Origin of the sequence: uncultured Massilia sp. (assembly GCF_913773735.1) — a bacterium.
In the GTDB taxonomy this organism is placed as follows: Bacteria; Pseudomonadota; Gammaproteobacteria; order Burkholderiales; family Burkholderiaceae_D; genus Telluria.
Genome location: NZ_CAJYEB010000023.1, coordinates 474,060 through 496,468, shown reverse-complemented (window position 1 = coordinate 496,468; position 22,409 = coordinate 474,060). Strand labels below are relative to the sequence as shown.

18 protein-coding genes are annotated in these 22,409 nt (G+C 68.7%); 10 read left to right on the top strand and 8 right to left on the bottom strand.

Annotated features, from left to right (window positions below; translation table 11 throughout):
• The first annotated feature begins 79 nt into the window (after positions 1-79).
• A complete protein-coding gene (locus QZ749_RS11850; protein WP_296946900.1) occupies positions 80-871 on the top strand; it encodes a hypothetical protein in 792 nt (263 codons plus the stop codon).
• A 79-nt stretch (positions 872-950) separates the two neighbouring features.
• The gene (locus QZ749_RS11845) at positions 951-3,077 is read left to right on the top strand and encodes an EAL domain-containing protein (RefSeq protein WP_296946898.1); all 2,127 of its coding nucleotides are present in this window, start codon (positions 951-953) and stop codon (positions 3,075-3,077) included.
• A gap of 113 nt (positions 3,078-3,190) precedes the next feature.
• Here the strand turns inward: QZ749_RS11845 and QZ749_RS11840 are convergent, their stop codons facing one another.
• From QZ749_RS11840 to QZ749_RS11825, 4 genes are all read right to left on the bottom strand, one after another.
• Positions 3,191-4,453: a sugar MFS transporter gene (locus QZ749_RS11840; protein ID WP_296946896.1), complete on the bottom strand. Its 1,263-nt coding sequence runs from the start codon at positions 4,451-4,453 to the stop codon at positions 3,191-3,193.
• 136 nt (positions 4,454-4,589) lie between these two features.
• Entirely contained in the window at positions 4,590-5,243 is a 654-nt protein-coding gene (gene pgmB / locus QZ749_RS11835) for a beta-phosphoglucomutase (RefSeq protein WP_296946894.1), read from the bottom strand.
• Entirely contained in the window at positions 5,240-7,576 is a 2,337-nt protein-coding gene (locus tag QZ749_RS11830) for a glycoside hydrolase family 65 protein (protein ID WP_296946892.1), read from the bottom strand. Before QZ749_RS11830 ends, pgmB begins: the two co-directional genes overlap by 4 nt.
• Positions 7,577-7,633: 57 nt before the next feature.
• Positions 7,634-8,647: a LacI family DNA-binding transcriptional regulator gene (locus QZ749_RS11825; RefSeq protein WP_296946890.1), complete on the bottom strand. Its 1,014-nt coding sequence runs from the start codon at positions 8,645-8,647 to the stop codon at positions 7,634-7,636.
• Between the two features lie 222 nt (positions 8,648-8,869).
• Between QZ749_RS11825 and QZ749_RS11820 the strand changes: the two genes are divergently transcribed.
• A complete protein-coding gene (locus tag QZ749_RS11820; RefSeq protein WP_296946887.1) occupies positions 8,870-11,338 on the top strand; it encodes a TonB-dependent receptor in 2,469 nt (822 codons plus the stop codon).
• Positions 11,339-11,510: 172 nt separating this feature from the next.
• The gene (locus tag QZ749_RS11815; protein ID WP_296946885.1) at positions 11,511-11,840 is read left to right on the top strand and encodes an SMR family transporter; all 330 of its coding nucleotides are present in this window, start codon (positions 11,511-11,513) and stop codon (positions 11,838-11,840) included.
• On the opposite strand, the gene QZ749_RS11810 is transcribed toward QZ749_RS11815, so the two are convergent.
• The 3 genes from QZ749_RS11810 to QZ749_RS11800 form a co-directional block, all read right to left on the bottom strand.
• Positions 11,841-12,578, bottom strand: coding sequence for a porin family protein (locus tag QZ749_RS11810; protein WP_296946883.1), 738 nt, complete (start codon positions 12,576-12,578; stop codon positions 11,841-11,843).
• Positions 12,579-12,726: 148 nt separating this feature from the next.
• Positions 12,727-13,740, bottom strand: coding sequence for an alpha/beta hydrolase (locus tag QZ749_RS11805; protein ID WP_296946879.1), 1,014 nt, complete (start codon positions 13,738-13,740; stop codon positions 12,727-12,729).
• Between the two features lie 190 nt (positions 13,741-13,930).
• The gene (locus QZ749_RS11800; RefSeq protein ID WP_296946876.1) at positions 13,931-14,404 is read right to left on the bottom strand and encodes a MarR family winged helix-turn-helix transcriptional regulator; all 474 of its coding nucleotides are present in this window, start codon (positions 14,402-14,404) and stop codon (positions 13,931-13,933) included.
• 117 nt (positions 14,405-14,521) lie between these two features.
• Between QZ749_RS11800 and QZ749_RS11795 the strand changes: the two genes are divergently transcribed.
• Positions 14,522-15,415, top strand: a complete 894-nt coding sequence (locus QZ749_RS11795; protein ID WP_296946874.1) for an AraC family transcriptional regulator — start codon at positions 14,522-14,524, stop codon at positions 15,413-15,415.
• A gap of 49 nt (positions 15,416-15,464) precedes the next feature.
• On the top strand, positions 15,465-15,872 hold the full coding sequence (locus QZ749_RS11790) for a DUF2000 domain-containing protein (RefSeq protein WP_296946873.1): 408 nt from the start codon (positions 15,465-15,467) through the stop codon (positions 15,870-15,872).
• 9 nt (positions 15,873-15,881) lie between these two features.
• On the opposite strand, the gene QZ749_RS11785 is transcribed toward QZ749_RS11790, so the two are convergent.
• Entirely contained in the window at positions 15,882-17,453 is a 1,572-nt protein-coding gene (locus QZ749_RS11785) for a GGDEF domain-containing protein (protein WP_296946870.1), read from the bottom strand.
• Between the two features lie 349 nt (positions 17,454-17,802).
• Between QZ749_RS11785 and QZ749_RS11780 the strand changes: the two genes are divergently transcribed.
• Genes QZ749_RS11780 through kdpC form a run of 4 tightly spaced genes read left to right on the top strand, consistent with a single transcriptional unit; the run spans position 17,803 to position 22,387 of the window.
• Complete coding sequence (locus tag QZ749_RS11780) at positions 17,803-17,892, top strand: potassium-transporting ATPase subunit F (RefSeq protein ID WP_296946868.1); 90 nt, start codon at positions 17,803-17,805, stop codon at positions 17,890-17,892.
• 2 nt (positions 17,893-17,894) lie between these two features.
• The gene (kdpA, locus tag QZ749_RS11775; RefSeq protein WP_296946867.1) at positions 17,895-19,703 is read left to right on the top strand and encodes a potassium-transporting ATPase subunit KdpA; all 1,809 of its coding nucleotides are present in this window, start codon (positions 17,895-17,897) and stop codon (positions 19,701-19,703) included.
• A 1-nt stretch (position 19,704) separates the two neighbouring features.
• On the top strand, positions 19,705-21,783 hold the full coding sequence (gene kdpB / locus QZ749_RS11770; protein WP_296946865.1) for a potassium-transporting ATPase subunit KdpB: 2,079 nt from the start codon (positions 19,705-19,707) through the stop codon (positions 21,781-21,783).
• Positions 21,784-21,805: 22 nt separating this feature from the next.
• A complete protein-coding gene (gene kdpC / locus QZ749_RS11765; protein ID WP_296947163.1) occupies positions 21,806-22,387 on the top strand; it encodes a potassium-transporting ATPase subunit KdpC in 582 nt (193 codons plus the stop codon).
• The last annotated feature ends 22 nt before the right edge of the window (positions 22,388-22,409 follow it).

Here is a 22,409-nt window from a genome sequence, read left to right as displayed (position 1 = left end):
GCGCGCCAGGCGTTACACTGCGATCGCTCCCCGCCATGTTTGCCGATCCGCCATCGGCCTTCGTCTTGACATTGACAGTATGCAAGCCTCTTTCGACGCCTTCCGCGCGCTGCTCCTGGCCACCGATCCCGACACCATCGCCGCGCCGGACGCGATCCCGCCCGGCTTCCTGCTGGCCCGCGCCGGTGCGCTGAGCGCCCACTACATCCCCTTCGACTACGTCAACCCGGGCGCGCGCGTGGTCCTGGTCGGCATCTCGCCCGGCTTCGTGCAGTGGAAGAACGCGGTGCGCGAGGCGCGCCGCCAGCTTTCGGCGGGCGCGCCGGACGAGGAGGTGCTGCGCGCCGCCAAGTACACGGGCGCGTTCAGCGGCGCGATCCGCCCCAACCTCGTGGCCCTGCTCGACCACGTGGGCCTGCAGCGCTGGCTCGGCATCGCGTCCTGCGCCGCGCTGTTCGGCGCGCACGCCGACCTGATGCACGTGACCGGGGTGCTGCGTAATCCGGTGTTCGTGGCCGGCAAGAACTACAACGGCGCCGCGCCCAACATGCTGACCACGCCGCTGCTGCAGGAGCAGCTGCTCGGCTATTTCGCGCGCGAGATCGCGCCGCTGCGCGACGCGGTCATGGTGCCGCTCGGTCCCAAGGTGGGGCTGGCGCTGGACTGGCTGGCGGCGCGGGGCGTGCTGGACGGCCAGCGCATCCTGCACGGCATCCCGCATCCATCCGGCGCCAACGCCGAGCGCATCGCCTATTTTCTCGGACGCAAGGAACGCGCCGCGCTGTCGAGCCGCACGAACGGCGCGCGCATCGACGCCGACCGCGACGCCGTGCTGGCACGGCTGGCGGCGCTGGGCCGACGGCGCAATTGACGCCGCAAGCGACCTGGCTAACATTGTGCGACGGTTACATCGCGTTACACTTGGACCGTCCAGTGCAAAGGTGACGATCATGCAGACCGATCCCCGGGAATTCGTACCGTCCTCCACCCATGCCGATTATTTCGAGCAGGAGCCGGCGTCCTTCTTCAAGGGCGTCATCGAAGCCAGCAACACCGGGATCGTCATCACCGACCCGGCGCGCGCCGACAACCCGATCGTCTACGCCAATCCCGCCTTCGAGACCATGACGGGCTACCGCCTGGACGAGGTGCGCGACCGGAACTGCCGCTTCCTGCAGCGCGGCGACCGCAACCAGCCCGAGATCGGCGCCATCCGCGACTGCATCGCGGCGGGCGACCACTGCACGACCACGCTGCGCAACTACCGCAAGGACGGCAGCATGTTCTGGTGCCGCATGCACCTGTTCCCGGTGCGCGACCGGGACGGCCTGCTGATCCGCTTCGTCGCCTTCCTCGAGGACCTGAGCGAGATCGTCGAGGCGCAGCATGCCGCCCAGGACGCGCGCAGCCACCTCAGCACGGTACTGGAAAGCATCGCCGACGGCTGCTTCTCGCTCGACCGCGCCTGGCGCTTCACCTACATCAACCGGCGCGGCGCGGCCATGACGGGCCGCAGCGCCGACGAGCTGCTCGGCCAGGACATCTGGCAGGCCTTTCCGGAAGCGGTGGGCAGTCCCTTCCATGACGCCTACCAGCGCGCGATGCGCGAGCGCGCGCCGGCCAGCTGCGAGGCCTACTATGCGCCGCTCGGCATCTGGGTCGAGGGCCGCGCCTATCCGTCGGCCGACGGACTGACGGTGTTCTTCGCCGACGTCAGCGCGCGCAAGGAAGCCGAGTCGCGCCTGATGCACCTGGCCACCCACGACAGCCTGACCGGGCTGCACAACCGCTTCAGCTGCATGCGCGCGCTCGACGCGGCGCTGCAGCGCTCGCTCGACCACGGGCACCCGGTGTGCGTGCTGTTCGTCGACCTCGACCACTTCAAGGAAGTCAACGACGCCCACGGCCACCACGCCGGCGACCAGGCCCTGCAGGAAATCGGCAAGCGCCTGGCCAGCTTCGCCAGCCCGCAGACGACGGTGGCGCGGATCAGCGGCGACGCGTTCGTGTTCGTGCTGGAGCAGGCGGACGGCGAGATGGCGCGCGCGCTGGCCGCCGCCGCGCTGCAGCGCGTGGCGCTGCCGATCGCGCTGGACGGGCACCAGGTCACCATCGGCGCCAGCATCGGCATCGCCATCGGCGGCGGCGACGCGCACACGCCGGACGAGCTGCTCAACAACGCCGACGCCGCCATGTACGAGGCCAAGGACAACGGCCGCCATACGATCGCCGTGTTCGCGCCGGCGGCCAAGCAGTTGATCAAGCAGCGCCTGCACCTGCGCCAGGAAGTGTTCTCGGCGCTGGACCGGCGCCAGTTCGTGCTGTACTACCAGCCGCAGGTCGATGCCGCCGACGGCGCCGTGGTCGGCGCCGAGGCGCTGCTGCGCTGGGACCATCCGACGCTGGGCGTGCTGGCCCCGGGCGCCTTCCTGCCGATGCTGGAGGATTCGCCCGCCATCACGGCGGTGGGCGCCTGGGTCTGCGAGGAAGCCTGCCGCCAGGCGCGCGAATGGGAGGCCATCGGCTACCGCCTGAGGATGGCGGTGAACGTGTCGCCGCGCCAGCTCACCGACGAGAACCTGGCGCCGCTGCTGAAGAACCTGGTGGCGCGCTACGGCCTGGCCACCGAATGCATCAAGCTGGAAGTCACCGAGAGCATGCTGATGCAGGACATCGGCAAGGCCGCGGCGGTGCTGCGTTCGCTGCAGGCCGAAGGCTTCCACATCGCCCTGGACGACTTCGGCACCGGCTACTCCAACCTCACCTACCTGCGCCAGTTCCCGATCACGGCGATCAAGATCGACCGCTCGTTCGTGCAGGAGATCGAGCAGGACCGGCGCTGCCTGGACATCGTCAACGGCGTGATCGCCTTCGCCAAGTCGCTCAAGCTGTCGGTGATCTGCGAGGGCATCGAGACCGAGGCGCAGAAGGCGGCGATCCAGTCGACCGGCTGCGATGTGCTGCAGGGCTACCTGATCGGCAAGCCGATGCGGGCGGAGGATTTTCGCGCGCTGCTGCTGGCGCAGAGCGCCCAGCCCGGGCAGGCGGAGCCGGGGTGCGTGCGGGATGATGGCTGATCGGCGGTTGGTGCGCTCGGGGAGCGCACCCTACGGCGATGCCGATGGGGCGTGATGCACGTCCCACGGCGATGCCGATGGCGTAGGGTGCGCACCCCGTGCGCACCACGCGTTCACGCGGCTTCGGCCGCGACCTCCTGCGCCGGCGCCGGCGCCCGCTCGACCTGGCGCTTGAACAGGTACAGGCTGGCCAGCATCAGCGCGATCGGCACCAGGGTCAGGTAGAACGCGAAGTGCCCGTTGAACCGGCCGAACACGTAGCCGGTGATCAGCGACCCGGTGGTGCCGCCCAGCGCCGAGAAGATCACCAGCAGGCCCGTCATCGGCGCGTGCTGGTGCGCCGGCAGCGAGCTGAGCATGACGGAATTGATGCCCGGGTAGATCGGCGCCATGAAGAGGCCGATCAGCGGGAACAGGAAGGCGGCCAGCGGCGCCGTCGTCCAGCCCACGTGCGGGTCGTGCGCGATGTCGCGCGCCAGCGGCAACGCCAGCAGCACCGTCGCGCCCATCGCCAGCATGCAGAAGGACAGCACCGGATACCAGTTCAGGCGGCGCATCACGACACCGGCCGACAGGCGCCCGAGCGCCAGGCAGCCGGCGTAGATGCTGGCGGCCTGCACGCTCATCGCCGCCGGCAGCTTGAGGATCTCGTTGTTGAACGTCGGCAGCCAGGTGCCGACGGCCTGCTCGACCAGCACGTAGAGGAAGGCCGTCATCACGAACACATAGACCAGCGGGCGCAGGAACAGGCGCAGCATGTCCAGGAAATCGGCGGCCGGCCCGCGGCTGTGCGGCGCCGCGGCGGCGCCTTCGTCGAAGGGCGTGGCCAGCACCAGCACGAAGGTCGCCGCGCACAGGGCCGACAGCAGCCAGTAGACGTCCAGCCAGCTGGTCGAGCGGGGGTCGGACGAATCGATGAACCAGCCGAAGATCCAGAAGGCGGAGAGCACGCCGACCATGAAGAAGCCTTCGAGCAGGTTGGTGATGCCGGCGTGCTGGCGCTTGTCGCGCGCGACCAGGCCGATGGTCGAATACACCGACACCTTGGCCAGCGCGAACGCCACGCCCACGCACAGGAACAGCAGCTTGGCCGTGGCGAAGCCCGGCAGCAGCGGCATCGCCAGCGTGGCGCAGGCGACGATGGCCAGCGCCGCCAGCATCGCCCGCTTGTAGCCGAAGCGCGGCAGCGAGGACGCGACCAGGAAGGACACGATGGCGATCGGCAGGTCCTTGAAGCCTTCCAGCACGCTGGCCGCGCCCTTGTCGATGCCGTAGTTGTGGATCACCTGCAGGATCACCGTGCCCACGCTGTTGAGCAGGATGGCGAACACGAAGTAGATCAGGAAGAGGGCCAGCAGGATGCGTTTCTTGTTCACGGTGTCTCCAGTATTTTTTATGATGCCGCAACCGCAAGCACGTCGCCCCGGCGCAGGCCGGGGTCCAATGCCGCCGCGCAGCCGGACTGCGAACATTGGGCCCCGGCCTGCGCCGGGGCGACGGTGTGCGCAACCGTCAATAAGCGAACAGGTCGAACCGCTCCAGCGACGGTATCACGACATCCGCCTGGCGCAGCACCTGCGCGTCGCCCACGCCCACGGCGAACATGCCCGCCGCCTTGATCGACGCCACGCCGGCCGCCGCGTCCTCCACGCCCAGGCAGTCGCCCGGCGCGACGCCCAGCGCGTCCGCCGCGCGCAGGAAGATTTCCGGATCGGGCTTGCTGTTCCTGACGGTGGCGGCATCGACCACGTAGTCGAAGCGCGCGCGGATGCCCAGGCGGTCGAGCACCGTGAACGCGTTCTTGCTGACCGAGGCCAGGCCGGTCTTCAGGCCGGCCGCGCGCACCTGCTCCAGCGCGCGCAGGGCGCCCGGCAGCAGGTCGCCCGGGGTCATGGTCGCGATCAGGCGCCGGTAGTGCTCGTTCTTGGCGTCGGCCAGCGCCAGCTTCTCGTCGGCCCCATGGACGCGCGGCGCGCGCGCCAGGATCAGTTCCAGCGACCCCATGCGGTCGACGCCCTTGAGTTCCTCGTTGAAGGCCTCGTCGAACGGCGCGCCGATGCCGTCGGCCAGGCGTTTCCAGGCCAGGTAATGGTAGCGCGCGGTGTCGGTGATGACGCCGTCGAGGTCGAAGATGACCGCCCGGAAGCGGGTGCTGGATGGCGTCATGCGAGGTCTCCCATGTGGATGTGCGGTTGTCCCGCGTTCAGTTCGAAGGCGCGGCCGCGGTGCGCCAGCGCCAGGTGCGCGCCCTTCAGCAGGCGGTAGCCGGCGCCGCCGGGGCCGACCGCCACTTCCAGCAGCGCGCCGCGCACGTGCACCTGGAAGCGGTAGCCGGTCCATCTGTCGGGCAGCGCGGGGGCGAAGCGCAGGCCGTCCTCGTCCAGGCGCATGCCGCCGAAGCCGTAGGCCACGCCCAGCCAGGTACCGGCCATGGCGGCCGTGTGCACGCCGGTCTGGGTGTTGGCGTGGGTGTTGTCGAGGTCCAGGCGCGCCGTCTCCATGAAGTAGGCGTAGGCCTTGTCGCGGTAGCCGACCTCGCTCGCCACGATGCTGAAGATGCAGGACGACAGCGAGGAATCGTGCGTCGTCACGCGCTCGTAGTAGTCGAAGTCGCGGCGCTTGTCGTCGAGCGCGAACTGGTTCGACAGCAGCATCAGCGCCAGCACCACGTCGGCCTGCTTGCAGACCTGGTGGCGGTAGATCACCAGCGGGTGGTAGTGCAGCAGCAGCGGATAATGTTCCTGCGGCGTGTTGGCGAAATCCCAAGGCTTCTTGGACAGGAAGCTGTCGTCCTGCTCGTGGATGCCGAGCTCCTCGTCGTAGGGCAGGCGCATGGCGGCGCCGGCGGCGCGCATGGCCGCGATCTCGGCATCCTCCAGGCCGATCGCCGCCGCCACCCGCGCGTGCTCGCCCGGCCGCTCGGCGCGCAGGCGTTCGATCATGTCGGCCGCGAACGTCATGTGCATGCGCGCCATGGCGTTCGTGTAGTAGTTGTTGTTGACCAGGGCCGTGTATTCGTCCGGGCCGGTCACCTCGTTGATGCAGAAGCGTCCCTGGCGGTCCCACGAGCCCAGGCCGAGCCAGATGCGCGCCGTCTCCAGCAGGATCTCGGCGCCGCATTGCGCGATGAAGTCCAGGTCGCCGGTGGCGAGCCAGTACAGCCGGATCGAGTAGGCCACGTCGGCATTGATGTGGTACTGGGCCGTGCCGGCCGGGTAGTAGGCCGAGCACTCCTCGCCGGCGATGGTGCGCCACGGGTACAGCGCGCCGCGCGCATGCGCCATCTGGCGCGCCCGCTCGCGTGCCTTGGGCAGGCCGTTGTAGCGGTACTGCAGCAGCGCGCGCGCGATCTCGGGGCGCGAGAACAGGAAGAACGGGAACACGTAGATTTCCGTGTCCCAGAAATAGTGGCCCTCGTAGCCTTCGCCGGTCACGCCCTTGGCCGCGATATTGGTCTTGCCGTCGCGCCCGACCGACTGCAGCAGGTGGAACTGGTTGAAGCGCACGCCCTGCTGCAGCGCGTCGTCGCCGTCGATGACGACGTCGGCCTCGTTCCAGAACCCCGCCAGCCAGGCGCCCTGCTCGGCCACCAGCGCGTCGAACCCGTCCGCCCTGGCGCGCGCGACCTCGGCGCGGGCATGCGCGCCCACCTGGCCTTCGTCCATGTCGCGCGAGGTGGCGTAGGCCACGAACTTGCGCAGCACGATGGTCTCGCCCCGGCGCGCCTGCACCTCGAACGCATGGCCGCCGGCCAGGCGTTCCAGGCGCGCCGGGCTGTCCAGCACCGAATCGGTGGCCGTGGCCAGCAGGAAGCCGCTGTTGCGGGTACGCTGCAGCACCAGCACGTCGGTCTCGCCGACCTCGCGCCCGACCAGTTGCAGACTGGGGCCGGTGATCGCCGAGCCCACGCGCGGATCGTCGCCGGCCTGCATGTTCGACACGGCGGCGTCGACGTCGGCCAGGAGGCGCACCGTGCCCGAGAAGTCCAGCGGCGTGACCGCGACTTCGAGCGCGGCCACGTGCTTGCGCTGCAGGCAGACCAGGCGCCGGCTGTCGATGCGCAGTCGCTGGCCCGACGGCGCTTCCCACTCGACGCTGCGCGCCAGCACGCCGGTACGGAAGTCGAGCGTGCGCTCGTACGCGTGCACGGTGCCGCTGTCGAGCGTGAACAGGGCGCCGTCCACTTCCAGCGTGATGCGCTTGGCGTTCGGCACGTTGAGCATGAACTCGTTGGTGCGCGCCAGGCCGTAGGCGTTCTCCGGGTAGTGGATCGCCTCGGTGTCGTGGAAGCCGTTCAGGTAGGTGCCCTCGAGCGTGCCTTTCAACGCGCCGCCCGGGCCGTGGCCCTCTTCCGGCGTGCCGCGCATGCCGATGTAGCCGTTACCCAGCGTGAACAGGGTCTCGTGCAGGAAAGCGCGGCGCGGGTCCAGGCCGCGCTCGCGGATGCACCACGGTTCGGCTTCCAGCCCGCCGGGGATGTTATCGATGTCATTTTCCACTGTGTTCTTCCTCTCGTTTCGCTTGGCGGATGGGACTCGTGTCGGGGCGTCGCGCGCTCAGGTCTGGCGCACGATCAGCGTGGTGGGCAGCATCTCGGAGCGCACGTCGGCGCGCCCCTCGATCAGGTCCAGCATCTTCCTGGCCAGCAGCACGCCGCCGTCGCGCAGGTACTGGTGCACGCTGGTGAGCGGCGGGATGAAGCTGGCGGCGCCGGGGGTGTCGTCGTAGCCGACGACGGAAATATCGTCGGGCACGCGCAGGCCGGCGTCGGCCAGCGCGCGGATCGCGCCCATCGCCAGCTGGTCGCTGGCGGCGAACAGGCCGTCGCAGTTGTGGCCGCCCTTCTTGCGGAGCAGCGCGCTCACGCATTCGAAGCCGGCCTCGAAGGTGAAGGCCTTGGGGCGCAGGATGTGCACGGTGGCGCGGCCGGACAGCGCGTCGATGAAGCCGGCGCAGCGCGCCTGTACCTCGGCGTGGTCGACGTCGCCCACGAAGAGCAGGCGGCGCCGGCCCTGGCCGAGGAAGCGCTCGGCGGCGCTGGCGCCGCCCTTGCGGTTGTCGCTGCCGACCGTCACGTGGCTGGCGTCGGCGTCCGGCTCGCCCCACACCACCAGCGGCACGCTGCTCGACTGCAGCGCCTGCACGGCCTCGCCGTGCGAGCCCTGGCCCAGCAGGATGATGCCGTCGGCCCCCTGCACCGGCGCCGTGTCGAGCAGCTGGCGCGACGTCAGCACGACGCTGTAGCCGGCCGTCGTCAGTTCCTGGGTGATGCCGCCCAGCAGTTCGAGCGGATACGGGTCCGACATCGGCCGGCCCTTCACCGGCGTCATCTCGACCACCACGGCCACCGAGTACGAGCGGCGCATGCGCAGGTTGCGCGCGCTGACGTTGAAGCGGTAGCCCTGCTCGGCCGCGATCCTGCGCACCTTCTCGCGCGTCTTTTCCGTCACCAGCGGGCTGTCGCGCAGCGCGCGCGACACCGTGATGGTCGAGACGCCGGCGATGCGCGCCAGGTCTTCCATCGTGACGGTGGTGTCGCCGGTGCCCGGCAAGGTCTTGGAAAGCGCCATGGATGATCGGTGGATGATGGGTTTGTCGTTTTCCGACGCATTATGACAGATTTCCATGTAGTGTCGACAAAAAATGACATCGATAACAATCCGATTGACATCGATAACATTTCAATGTTTCAATGATTCTACTTGCTTGACTGACATACAAAGCAGCGGTCGAGCCACCGGGGAGGAGACGCCCCGACGAATGGATTCCCCATCCTCATAAGAGAGACAACGATGAAAACAGCACTCCAGTTCCCGCAACTGTCGGCCGTCGCGCTCGCCGTCGCCGCCCTCGTGGCCCATGCCCAGGCCGCCGCCCAGGAAACCTCCCCTGCTCCGGCGCCATCCGGCGACGTCCAGAAGGAAATCCAGCAGGTCGTCGTGACCGGCACGGCCTCGGCCAGCGGCACCCGCAAGATCGACACCAGCTTCTCGATCACCACCGCCAGCGAGGAACAGCTCAAGATGGCCGCGCCCAGCAGCACGGCGGACGTGCTGAAGATCGTGCCGGGCGTGTACGCCGAGGCGACCGGCGGCCAGTCCGGCGCCAACATCGAGGTGCGCGGCTTCCCGTCGGGCAGCGACTCCCCGTTCGTCTCGGTGCAGATGAACGGCAACCCGATCTATCCAGTGCCGGTGCTGTCGTTCTTCGAAGGCTCCTCGGCGTTCCGCCTGGACGACACCATCGAGCGCGTGGAAGTGCTGCGCGGCGGCCCGAGCACGATCTATTCGGTGGGCCAGCCGGGCGCCACGATGAACTTCATCATGAAGAAGGGCGGCGACGAGACCGAGGGGAACATCCGCCTCACGACGGGCACCGGCAACCTGCGCCGCGTCGACGGCGTGTTTTCCGGCAAGATCGCCGACAACTGGTACGGCATGGTCGGCGGCTTCTACCGCAAGACCGACGGCGTGCGCGACGCCGGCTTCCCGGCCGACGACGGCGGCCAGCTGTCCGGCTCGCTCACGCGCAAGCTCGACGGCGGCGAAGTGACCTTCTATGCGCGCCACACCGACGACAAGAACGCGTTCTACACGGGCGTGCCGCTGATCTCGGCCAACGAGGGCCGCAGCATCTCGTCCTTCCCCGGGTTCGATCCGCTCACCGGCACCCTGATGAGCAATGAGATGCGCAACTTCACCGTCGAGGCGGGCCCGGGCCGCACGCTGAACTACGACCTGGCCGACGGCCGCGGCCTGCAGTCGACGCTGTTCGGCGCCGACTACCAGCAGAAGCTGGGCGGCTGGGACGTGTCGAACAAGGCGAACTACTTCAAGGGCGACCTGAATACGATCGCCATGTTCACCGGTAACAACCCGCTGTCGGCGGCCGACTACCTGGCGCAGGCGATCGGTTCGGCCAACGGCAACGCCGCCGCGCTGGCCGCCGCCGGCCGCCCCGCCACCGGCGGCACGCTCACCTACACCAACGGCGGCGGCGCGGTCGCCCCCGGCCAGCAGGTGGTGCAGGCCGGCCTGTGGGCGGTCGAGAAAAAGCTGCGTTCGTTCACCGACGAATTCCGCGTCAGCCGCGAGATCGGCCGGGACAATACGCTGACGGTCGGCGCCTACTACGCCGACTATGCGTCGCGCGACACCTGGTTCCTCGGCAACAGCCACCTGATGACGGCCACGCCCAACGCGCGCCTGATCGACGTCGCCCTGAACAACGGCGTGATCGTGTCGAACAAGGGCACCGACGGCAACGTCAACTACGCGCCCATCGCCTCCTACGACGGCGACAACAAGGCCCTGTTCATCGCCGACGAATGGCGCATCGACGACCGCTTCAAGGTCGACGCCGGCATGCGCCGCGAAAAGCAGCGCATTTCCGGTTCGGTGTCGAACCTGACCAGCATGGACACCGACAACAACCCGCTGACCGTCTACAACAACGGCACCTCGATGCCGAACGGGACCTTCACGCGCCTGTCGCGCAGCGATTCCGCGAATTCGTTCACCGCCGGCGGCCTGTACAAGCTGACGAAGAACTCCAGCGTGTTCGTGCGCGCCAACCAGGGCCACACCTTCATCTACTTCGACGACCTGCGCAACGCCGGCACGCAGGCGGTGGTGGACGACCGCAACCGCATCCCGAACCCGAAGGTCACGCAGTACGAAGTCGGCTTCAAGACGGCGACGCCGCTGTACAGCGCCTACGTGAACGCGTTCTGGACCGACTTCACCGGCATCTCGTTCCAGCAGATCACCACCACCGACATCCTGTACTCGGTCAGCGGCTCCGAGGGCAAGGGCGTGGAATTCGAACTGGCGCTGCGTCCGGTGCGCAACCTGCAGCTGCAGCTGACCGGCAACTGGCAGGACTCCACCTACAAGGACAACCCGGCGATCGCCGGCAAGCAGGTGCAGCGCCAGCCGAAGTTCCAGTACCGCTTCTCGCCGAGCTACCGCATCCCGATGGGCGACTACGCGCTCAAGCTGTACGGCACCTACTCGCACATCGGCGCGCGCTGGGCCGACCAGGCCAACACCCAGTACCTGCCGAAGTACGACATGCTCGACGTCGGCGCGCTGCTGGAGCTGTCCGAGCACCTGGAACTGCGCGTGACCGGCACCAACGTGACCAACGAGCTGGGCCTCACCGAAGGCAACTCGCGCCTGGTCGGCGCCAGCACCGGCCCGATCAATGCGCGGCCGATCTTCGGACGCGCGTGGGAAGCGTCGATCAACTACCGCTTCTGAGTTTCCACAGTCTGCTGTACCCTTCTTGGCGGGACTTCGGTCCCGCCTTTTTTTCGTCGGTACGGGCTGGTGCGGATGGCGTGCCTGCGCCTGCCGCGCACAGCCGACGGCGCCGCGTGCCGTGCGTACCCCGTGCACACCCCGTGCGCACCTCGATACAAGGAACAGTCGAATGATGTATGTCTACCTGGGCGCAGCCATCGTGCTCGAAGTGATCGGCACCACGCTGCTCAAGGCCTCGCAGGAATTCAGCAAGCTTTGGCCTTCGCTCGGCACCGTGTGCGCGTACGCCGGGTCGTTCTACCTGATGTCGCTGGCGTTGCGCACCATCCCGACCGGCATCGCCTATGCGATCTGGTCGGGCTGCGGCATCGTGCTGGTGTCGTTGATCGCCTGGATCGTGTTCAAGCAGCGCCTCGATTTCCCGGCCATCGCCGGCATGGGCCTGATCATTGCCGGCGTCCTGGTCATCAACCTGTTCTCGAACAGCGCCACGCACTGATCAGAAACCGACGTTCAGCTTCGCCTTGAGGCCATTGTTGTTGCCGGTGCCCCATTTGTTCGCCGTGTCGCCGTACTGCTCGTAGCCCGCGCTCACCGACGCCTTGCCGTTGATCCGGTAGCGCGCGCCCGCGCCGACGTAGGGGCCGGCATCGGTTTCCTGCACCGACCTGCCCTTGGCGTCGCGGTGGTTGAATTCGCTGTAGGCCATGCCGAGCTTGCCGTAGGCCTCGAAGCGCTCGCCCACCGGCACCTGGAGCTTGACGGCGGCATGGGTATTCGCCCCCTTCACGCCCATCGCGCCGGCAGCCTCGTCGATCCGCCCGTAGTCGGCGAAATACGTGCCGCGGTCGACCAGGTTGACGTAGCCGCCTTCCAGGGCGAGGTAGGGCGTCAGCTCGATGCCGGCGAGCAGCCTGGCATCGGTGACCCAGCGGCCGAAGGCGGACGGGTCGCGCGGCATCCGGTCGGGCGCCGACGCGTCGCGCAAGTACGCGTGCCACGCCGGCTGCGGCTGCAGGCGGGCGAACGGCGCGGATAGCGAAGGCGTCGCCGACAGGCCGGCTTCGGCCCGCGGCAACAGTGGCGATGCCGCCGCCGGCGCCGGCGCCGCTGTTGCCGGACCGCGCGCCTGTACAGCCGCCGGCGGCGCCACGACCACCTGGTCTTCCAGCGCCTGCGCCAGCGCCCCGCACGTGACGAACGATGCCGCGATCGCGGCGCACTGCACTGCCTTCATGTTCCCTCCCCGTCGTTTCCCGCCACGATAACAGGGCTTGTTCACGATTTCATCCCCAGCCTGGCAAGCGGGACCATCCGGCGTCGTGGCCGACCGGACTGCGCCGGCCGCGCGGACTTCCGGACCGCGGCGGGCGGCCCGTCCCGGCTTACTTCAGGTGCACTTTCAGCTCGGTGCCGGCCTGCAGCAGGGCCGACTGCACTTCCGGCACCCTGGCCAGCGGGTTCAGCAGGCCGTAGTCGTGGATCATGCCGTTGTAGCGGGTGGCGGTGACGGCGACGCCGGCCGCGTCCAGCTTCTGCGCATAGGCTTCGCCTTCGTCGCGCAGCACGTCCAGCTCGGCGGTCTGCACCAGGGCCGGCGGCAGCCCCTTCAGCTGGGCGGTCGTGGCGCGCAGCGGCGAGGCGTAGATCTCGTTGCGCTTGGCGGCATCGGTCGTGTAGTTATCCCAGAACCACTTCATCATGTTCTTCGTGAGGAAGTGCTTGTCGGCGAACTGGTTGTACGAACCGGTCTCGAAATGATGGTCGGTCACCGGCCACAGCAGCACCTGGTAGCGGATCGTCGGCTGGCCCCTGTCCTTCGCCATCAGGCTGACCACGGCCGCCATGTTGCCGCCGACGCTATTGCCGGCCACGGCCAGGCGGCTGCCGTCGACATCGATGTCCTTGCCGTTGGCGGCGACCCACTTGGTGGCGGCATAGGCCTGCTCGATCGCCACGCCATACTTCGCTTCCGGCGACGGCGTGTAGTTCACGAACACGGCGGTGGCGCCGGAATAGGTCACCAGGTCGCGCACCAGGCGGGCATGCGTCGGGTAGTCGCCCAGCACCCAGCCGCCGCCGTGGAAGAACATGAAGACCGGGGTTGCGCCCTTGGCGCCGTGGGGGCGCACGACGGTCAGGTCGACCTTCTGGCCGTCCTGGGTGATCGTGCGGTTGCTGACGTCCACGCCGGACAGGTCGACCTGTACCGATTTCTGGGCGCCGACCAGCACCTGGCGCGCTTCCTGCGGGGTCATCTGCTCCATTGGCTTGCCGCCGCCGCCGTTCAGCGCATTCAGGAAGGCCTGGGTGTTGTGCTCGGCGACCGGGGCGGCGAGGGCCGACTGGGCGCCGATGACGAACAGGGAGGCGGACAGGATCTTGGCCACGGTGTTCATGGTGTTTCCTTTCTTTGGTGTGGTTCGATGCGCGATGACGCTTCAAGGGTGATGGTTTTACTTCATTCGCTATTTTGTAGCGCGCTATGTATCTGGTCGTACGGTAGTGTGCATGCTCGCCTCTTTTCCTATAAACGCTATTAAATAGCGCACTACTTATATCCTGCGGCTTGCCGGCGCCGATGCCGCCTCACGCGCTGTCCGCCAGCCTGGCCCGCAGGACGTCCAGTTGCCGCTTGATGGCGCCCAGCTCTTCCGGTGCGCAGGCCGTGGCGCACGACACCTGTTCGAAGATCGCGCCCGCCTGCGCCTGCATGGCGCGGCCGGCGTCGGTCAATGCGACCAGCACCTGGCGCTCGTCCGCGGCGGAGCGGGTCCGGCTCACGAGGCCGGCGGCTTCCAGGCGCTTGAGCAGCGGCGTCAGCGTGGCCGAATCCAGGAACAGCCGCGCGCCGATCTCGGACACGGTCAGTTCGTCGCGTTCCCACAGCACCATCAGCACGAGGTACTGCGGATAGGTCAGGTCCAGCTTGCGCAGGAGCTTGCGATACACCTTGTTCATCGCCAGGCCCGTGGCATACAGGCTGAAACACAGCAGGTCGTCCAGGACCGGGGTCCGGGGCTGGCTGTCCTGCTGCGGGGTCGATGTGTGCTTGGTGTCCATGGACCGCATATTAAATCGCGCGCTATTCAATTGCAAGCTATATTTGTAACGGCATGTAAGCACCGCGCGGACCGGATAGAATCGGCGGACCATCATCATTCCATCGGAGGACACGGCATGCCTGACGCCCGCACCGACAGCGCGCGCCCGGGTGCCGCCGGCGCCAACCGGCGCGCGCAGGGCGGCGCGGACTGGGTCGGCATCCGGCGCGACCGCGACACCGGCATCGAAAGCGTGCACGCGCACTTCGAGGGACACGCCTACGATCCGCACGACCACGACGAGATCCTCGTCGGGGTCACCCAGCAGGGCGTGCAACGCTTCCGTTGCCACCGATCGCTGCACACCAGCACGCCCGGACGCGTCATCCTGATCGAACCGGGCGCCGTCCACGACGGCCACGCGCCCGAGGCCGGCGGCTTCACCTACGCCATGCTCTACCTGCCGCAGGCATGGGCGGCCGACATGGCGGCGCGACTCGGCGCGGGCGGCCTGTCCGCGCTCGGCGCCGCCTTCCGCAGCACGCTGGCGGACGACAGGCCGCTCGGCGCCGCCATCGAACGGGCCTTCCTCGCCCTCCACCGCGGCGAAGGCCGGCTGGCGCGCGACCAGGCGCTCGACGTGCTGGTGCGGCGCCTGGCAGGACAGGTGCGCGCGGACGCGCGCGTGGCCGGAAACGGCGCGCCGGCGGAGATGGCGCGCGCCAGGGACTTCCTGCACGCGCGCATGGGCGACGACGTCGGCCTGGACGAGGTGGCGCGCCACGCCGGCATCGACCGCTTCCGCCTGGCCCGGCAGTTCCAGCGCCAGTTCGGCCAGTCGCCGCACGCCTACCTCGTCAGGCTGCGCCTGCGCACCGCGCGCGCCCTGCTGGCGCGCGGGGACAGCCCGGCCGATGCCGCCGCGGCGGTGGGATTCGCCGACCAGAGCCACCTGGGCCTGTGGTTCCGCCGCGCCTACCGCCTGACCCCGGCCGCCTACCGGCGCCAGTGCACGAATCTTACAGACTGAACGCACCCGCAGCCGGGATCATTCCGGCTTTGCATCCAAGGAGTGTTCAATGTTCGATACCAAAGTCGCTCTCATCGTCCGCAACGACCTGGCCGGCTGGCAGCGCATGAACGTGGTGGCCTTCCTGGCCACCGGCATCGCCGCCGAAGCGCCCGCCATCCTCGGCCAGCCCTATGTCGATGCGAACGGCCACCGCTACGGCCGCATGGCCGGCCAGCCGATGCTGGTGTTCGAAGCGGACCTCGCGGGACTCCAGGCGGCGCACCGCACCGGACTGGAGCGGCAGGTCGCGCTGGTGCCCTTCGTCCATGCGATGTTCGCGACCGGCCACGACGAGGCCAACCGCCAGGCCTTCCTGCACGAGGATCCCGCCAACCTGGACCTGGTCGGCCTGGCGCTGCGCGGCCCCAGGAAGGCCGTCGACAAGGCCGTCAAGCGCCTGTCGCTGCACCCGTGACGGGACCGCTCAGGCGCTGACGGCCTGGCCGTCGCGCGCGGCCACGCGGTTGCGGCCGTTCGCCTTGGCGTCGTACAGCAGCGCGTCGGCGGCCTCGACCCAGGCCATCGCGTCGTCGCCCTTGTCGAGGGCGGGACGGGCGCTGTACACGCCCAGGCTGAGGGTGACGTAGCCCGGCGGGTTGTCCGCATGCGCCAGTTGCAGCGCCCCGACCGCGGCGCGGATCTTCTCGGCGACGGCCAGCGCGCCGCCGAGGTCGGTATCCGGCAGCACCACCGCGAATTCCTCGCCGCCGTAGCGCGCCGCCAGGTCGGTGGGACGGCGCGCGCCCTCGGCCACGGCGCCGGCGACGCGGCGCAGGCAGTCGTCGCCGGCCACGTGGCCGTAGCGGTCGTTGTACTTCTTGAAGTGGTCGACGTCGGCCATGATCACGGCGAACGGCGTGTCGTTGCGGCGCGCGCGGTCGTACTCGCGCTCCAGCGTTTCCTCGAACAGGCGGCGGTTCGGCATGCCGGTCAGGCCGTCGCTGTCGGCCAGCGCCTTGAGCGAGCGGTTGTGGCGCTTGAGGGCATTGCCGGAACGGCGCAGTTCGGCCTCGAGCTGCTCGCGGATACGGATCTGGCGCACCATCACCACGCCGCCCCAGGCCAGCAGCACCACCGATGCGCCGAGCAGCAAGCTCATCTTGACGGCCAGCGCGCGCCACTCGGCAAGCACCTCGTCGGTGGACTGGGCGCTGGCCACCAGCACCGGATAGCCGTCCAGGTGGCGGTAGCTGTACAGGCGTTCGATGTTGTCGAGCTTCGGCGTCAGGATCGCCGTGCCCACCGGTCCGCTGTGCTTGTACAACTGCCAGATCGGGCCGCTGCGCACGTCGCTGCCGATCTGTTCGTCGCGGAACGGCCGGCGGTAGAGCAGCGTGCCGTCGTCCAGCATCATCAGGATGGTGCCGCTCCTGCCGACGTCGAAGCTGTCGTAGAACCTGCCGAACCAGCCCAGGTTGAGCGTGGCCAGCGCCACGCCGGCGAAGCTGCCGTCCGGATGGTCGAGGCGGCGCGACAGCGGCAGGATCCAGACGCCGGTCGAGCGGCTGCGTACCGGCTTGCCGATGTGCATGCCTTTGCCCGGGTGCGTCAGGTGGTACTGGAAATATTCGCGGTCGAAATTATTGCCCTGCACCGGCGTGGGCAGCGAGGACACCAGCCAGGCGCCGTCCGCCGCGTAGACGAACAGGCCGTGCAGTTCGTCGACGTCGTGCGTCAGCGTCATCATGCGCGCGCGCAGGCGCGCCGCCGCCGGCCCGGACAGCCCGTCGCGCCCGATGCGCTCGACCAGTTCGGACAGGGCGGCGTCGCCCAGCTTGATCGAGGCCTGGGCATGCGACGCCAGCGCGCGCGCCATGTTGCCGGTGTCGGACACGCTGTCGCGCAGCGCCACGTCGCGCGCGTGCAGCACGCTCCACACCTGCACGCCGACCACCAGCAGGCAGAAACAGGCGAGCAAGCCGATCGCCAGCGCCACCACCGGGCGGCGCTGCTGCTTCAGGGCGGAAAGCCGGGGCTGGATGTCGGTGTCGGGCATGGCGGATCGTGGTGTGGTCATCGTGCAGATTAGCGAGGGCGCGCCGCTTCGTCCATATCGCACGGCCCTTGTCGCTTGAATTTCCATGAAACACTTTTAATTTCCACAAAACATCGTTGCCACCAAACAACTGAAAGTCACGGGTCGCCGCATCACGCCGTTTACACGGCATATATACCTGGGCAGCAACTCTTTACGCCGCGTTTCGCGCCCCGTCCCTAAGCTGGCATGGTCGTCAACAACCATCCTGAAGGGGAAAGATGGACATCCTGTACATCGCCGCCACGGTGTTTCTCACCGTACTGACCTGCGGCCTGGCCCACGCCTGCGACAAGCTGGGGGGCAAATCGTGAATGCAATCTACTGGGGCGTGGGCCTCGCGGCCGCGGCCGTGCTGGTCTACCTCGTCGTCGCCTTGCTGAACGCGGAGAACCTGTGACCATGCCTACCGATGCACTCCTGCTGCTGGCGGTCTTCCTGGCCGTCGTGACCTTGCTGGCATGGCCGCTCGGCCGCGTGCTGGCCGCCGTCGCCGAAGGCAAGCCCGTGCCCGGGCTGAACTGGCTGGCGCCGCTCGAACGCCTGTGCTACCGCGTCGCCGGCATCAAGCCGGACCAGGGCATGGGCTGGAAGACGTATGCGCTGGGCCTGCTGCTGTTCAGCGGCATGGGCGCCCTGCTCGTCTACGCCGTCCAGCGCCTGCAGGCCTTCCTGCCGTTCAACCCGCAACAACTGGGCGCCGTGTCGCCCGACTCGGCCTTCAACACCGCGCTGAGCTTCGTCGGCAACACCAACTGGCAGGGCTACAGCGGCGAGCAGACCATGAGCTACTTCAGCCAGATGGTCGCGCTCGCCAGCCAGAACTTCCTGTCGGCCGCCACCGGCATCGCCGTCGTGTTCGCGCTGATCCGCGGCCTGGCCGCGCGCTCGTCGACCTCGGTCGGCAACTTCTGGGCCGACCTGGTGCGCTCGACCGTCTACGTGCTGCTGCCGCTGTCCGTGGTGCTGGCCCTGTTCCTGGCCGGCCAGGGCGTGATCCAGAACTTCGCGCCGTACCAGGAGGCCACGCTGGTCGACCCGGTCGCGTACACCCAGCCGAAGCTCGGCGCCGACGGCCAGCCGCTGAAGGACGCGGCCGGCAACCCGGTCACCGAGTCCCTGACCGCCACCACCCAGACCATCGCCATGGGCCCGGTCGCCTCGCAGGAAGCGATCAAGATGATCGGCACCAACGGCGGCGGCTTCTTCAACGCCAACTCGGCGCACCCGTACGAGAACCCGACGGCGCTGACCAACTTCGCGCAGATGGTCGCGATCTTCCTGATCCCGGCCGCGCTGTGCTTCGCGTTCGGCCGCATGGTCGGCGACAAGCGCCAGGGCTGGGCCGTGTTCTCGGCGATGGCGATCCTGTTCGTCGCCATGACGCTGGTCGCGATGTGGGCCGAGACCCAGGCGCATCCGGGCCTGCAGGCGCTGGGCGTGGACCAGGCCGCGAGCCACCTGCAGGCCGGCGGCAACATGGAAGGCAAGGAAACCCGCTTCGGCATCGCCGCGTCGAGCCTGTTCGCCGCCGTGACCACGGCCGCGTCGTGCGGCGCCGTCAACACCATGCACGACTCCTTGATGCCGCTGGGCGGGCTGGTGCCGATGGCCCTGATGATGTTCGGCGAGGTCGTGTTCGGCGGCGTCGGCTCGGGCCTGTACGGCATGCTGGTGTTCGCGATCCTGGGCGTGTTCATCGCCGGCCTGATGATCGGCCGCACCCCGGAATACCTGGGCAAGAAGATCCAGAGCTACGACATGAAGATGGTGTCGATCGCCATCCTCGTCACGCCGATCGTCGTGCTGGCCGGCACCGCGCTGGCGGTGAGCGCCGACGCCGGCCCGGCCGGCATCGCCAACCCGGGCGCGCACGGCTTCTCGGAAATGCTGTACGCCGTGACCTCGGCCGCCAACAACAACGGCAGCGCGTTCGCGGGTCTCTCGGCCAACACGCCGTTCTGGAACGGCCTGCTGGGGGTGGCGATCTGGCTGGGCCGCTTCGCGATGATCGTGCCGGTGCTGGCGCTGGCCGGTTCGCTGGCCGCCAAGCCGCGCCTGGCCACGACGTCCGGCACGATGCCGACGCACGGCCCGCTGTTCGTGACCCTCCTGATCGGCGCCGTGCTGCTGGTCGGCGTGCTGAACTACGTGCCGGCGCTGGCGCTCGGCCCGGTCGCGGAACACCTGCAACTCTTCTCGGTGAAATGATATGGCACACCCCAACGTAACCCTGTTCGATCCGAAGCTGGTCGGTCCGGCCACGATCGACGCCTTCCGCAAGCTCGACCCGCGCCAGCAATGGCGCAGCCCGGTGATGTTCGTCGTCTACATCGGCTCGATCATCACGACGCTGCTGTGGCTCGACGCGCTGCGCGGCCATGGCGAAGCCCCCGCCGGCTTCATTTTCGCCATCACCCTGTGGCTGTGGTTCACGGTGCTGTTCGCGAACTTCGCGGAAAGCCTGGCCGAGGGCCGCAGCAAGGCCCAGGCGGCCTCGCTGCGCGCCCTCAAGCAGACCGTGATGGCCAAGAAGCTGTCCACGCCGCAGTACGGCACCCAGTGGCTGCCCTGCCCCGCCACCGACCTGCGCAAGGGCATGTTCGTGCTGGTCGAGGCCGGCGACATCATCCCGGCCGACGCCGAAGTCGTGCAGGGCGTGGCCTCGGTCGACGAATCGGCGATCACCGGCGAATCCGCGCCGGTGATCCGCGAATCGGGCGGCGACTTTTCCGCCGTCACCGGCGGCACCCGCGTGCTGTCCGACTGGCTGGTGGTGCGCATCGCCGTGAACCCGGGCGAAGCGTTCATCGACCGCATGATCGCCATGGTCGAGGGCGCGCGCCGCCAGAAGACCCCGAACGAGATCGCGCTGACGATCCTGCTGGTGGCCCTGACCATCGTGTTCCTGGTCGTCACCGCCACGCTGCTGCCGTTCTCGCTGTACTCCGTCGCCACCGCCACGGCCGCCGGCCTGGCCAGCGCGCCGGTCACGATCACCGTGCTGGTGGCGCTGCTGGTCTGCCTGATCCCGACCACCATCGGCGGCCTGCTGTCGGCCATCGGCGTGGCCGGCATGAGCCGCATGATGCAGTCGAACGTGATCGCGACCTCGGGCCGCGCCGTGGAAGCGGCCGGCGACGTCGACGTCCTGCTGCTCGACAAGACCGGCACCATCACCCTGGGCAACCGCCAGGCGGCGACGTTCATCCCGGCCCCGGGCGTGACCGAGCGCGAACTGGCCGAGGCCGCGCAACTGGCTTCGCTCGCCGACGAGACGCCGGAAGGCCGCAGCATCGTCGTGCTGGCCAAGCAGAAGTTCAACGTCCGCGCCCGCGAGATGGCGGAGCTGAAGGCGGAATTCGTCCCGTTCACCGCGCAGACCCGCATGAGCGGCGTCGACCTCGAGGACCGCCCGGTACGCAAGGGCGCGGCCGACACGATGCGCAAGTACGTGCTGGGCCTGGGCAACGCCTACCCGCAGGCCGTGTCGGCGGCGGTGGACGACGTGTCGCGCCGCGGCAGCACGCCGCTGGTCGTGGTCGACGGCGGCCGCGTGATGGGCGTGGTCGAACTGAAGGACATCGTCAAGGGCGGCATCAAGGAGCGCTTCGCCGAACTGCGCCGCATGGGCATCAAGACCGTGATGATCACCGGCGACAACCGCCTGACGGCCGCCGCCATCGCCGCCGAGGCCGGCGTCGACGACTTCCTGGCCGAGGCGACGCCGGAAGACAAGCTGGCGCTGATCCGCAAGTACCAGTCGGAAGGCCGCCTGGTCGCGATGACCGGCGACGGCACCAACGACGCCCCGGCGCTGGCCCAGGCCGACGTGGCGGTGGCCATGAACACCGGCACCCAGGCCGCGAAGGAAGCGGGCAACATGGTCGACCTGGACTCGAACCCGACCAAGCTGCTGGAGATCGTCGAGATCGGCAAGCAGATGCTGATGACGCGCGGCTCGCTGACCACGTTCTCGATCGCCAACGACATCGCCAAGTATTTCGCGATCATCCCGGCCGCCTTCGTCGCCACCTATCCGCAGCTGAAGAGCCTGGACGTGATGCAGCTGGCCAGCCCGAGCTCGGCGATCCTGTCGGCCGTGATCTTCAACGCGCTGATCATCGTCGTGCTGATCCCGCTGGCGCTGAAAGGCGTCAAGTACCGCGCGATCGGCGCCGCCGCGCTGCTGCGCCGCAACCTGCTGGTCTATGGACTGGGCGGCATCGTCCTGCCGTTCATCGGCATTAAACTGATCGACATGATCCTGGCCGCCCTGCATCTGGCTTGAACCGAAGGAGAACCTCATGAGCATGACGTCGCAATTCCGCCCCGCCGCCACGATCCTGGTGCTGCTGACCGTGCTGACCGGCGCGGCCTATCCGGCCCTGGTGACGGGCGTGACCCGCATCGCCTTCCGCGACCAGGCCGCCGGCAGCCTCGTGATCCAGGACGGCAAGGTGCGCGGCTCGCGCCTGATCGGCCAGGCCTTCACGTCGCCGCAGTACGTGTGGGGCCGCCCGTCCGCGACCGGCCCGATGCCGGACAACGCCGCCGGCTCGTCGGGCTCCAACCAGGGCCCGCTGAACCCGGCCCTGCTGGACGCCGTGAAGGGGCGCATCGATGCCCTGCGCGCCGCCGATCCGGACAACGGGTCGCCGGTCCCGGTCGACCTGGTCACGGCGTCGGCCAGCGGCCTGGACCCGCACATCAGCCCGGCCGCCGCGCTGTACCAGGCCGGCCGCGTGGCGAAGGCGCGCGGCATCGACCGCGCGCGCGTCGAGGAGCTGGTGCACAAGCACACCGAGCACCCGCTCGCCGGCTTCCTCGGCGAGGAACGCGTGAACGTGCTGGCGCTGAACCTGGACCTGGACCAGGTCGCCCCGGCAAAATAAGCGCTTTACAGGCACCAGTACG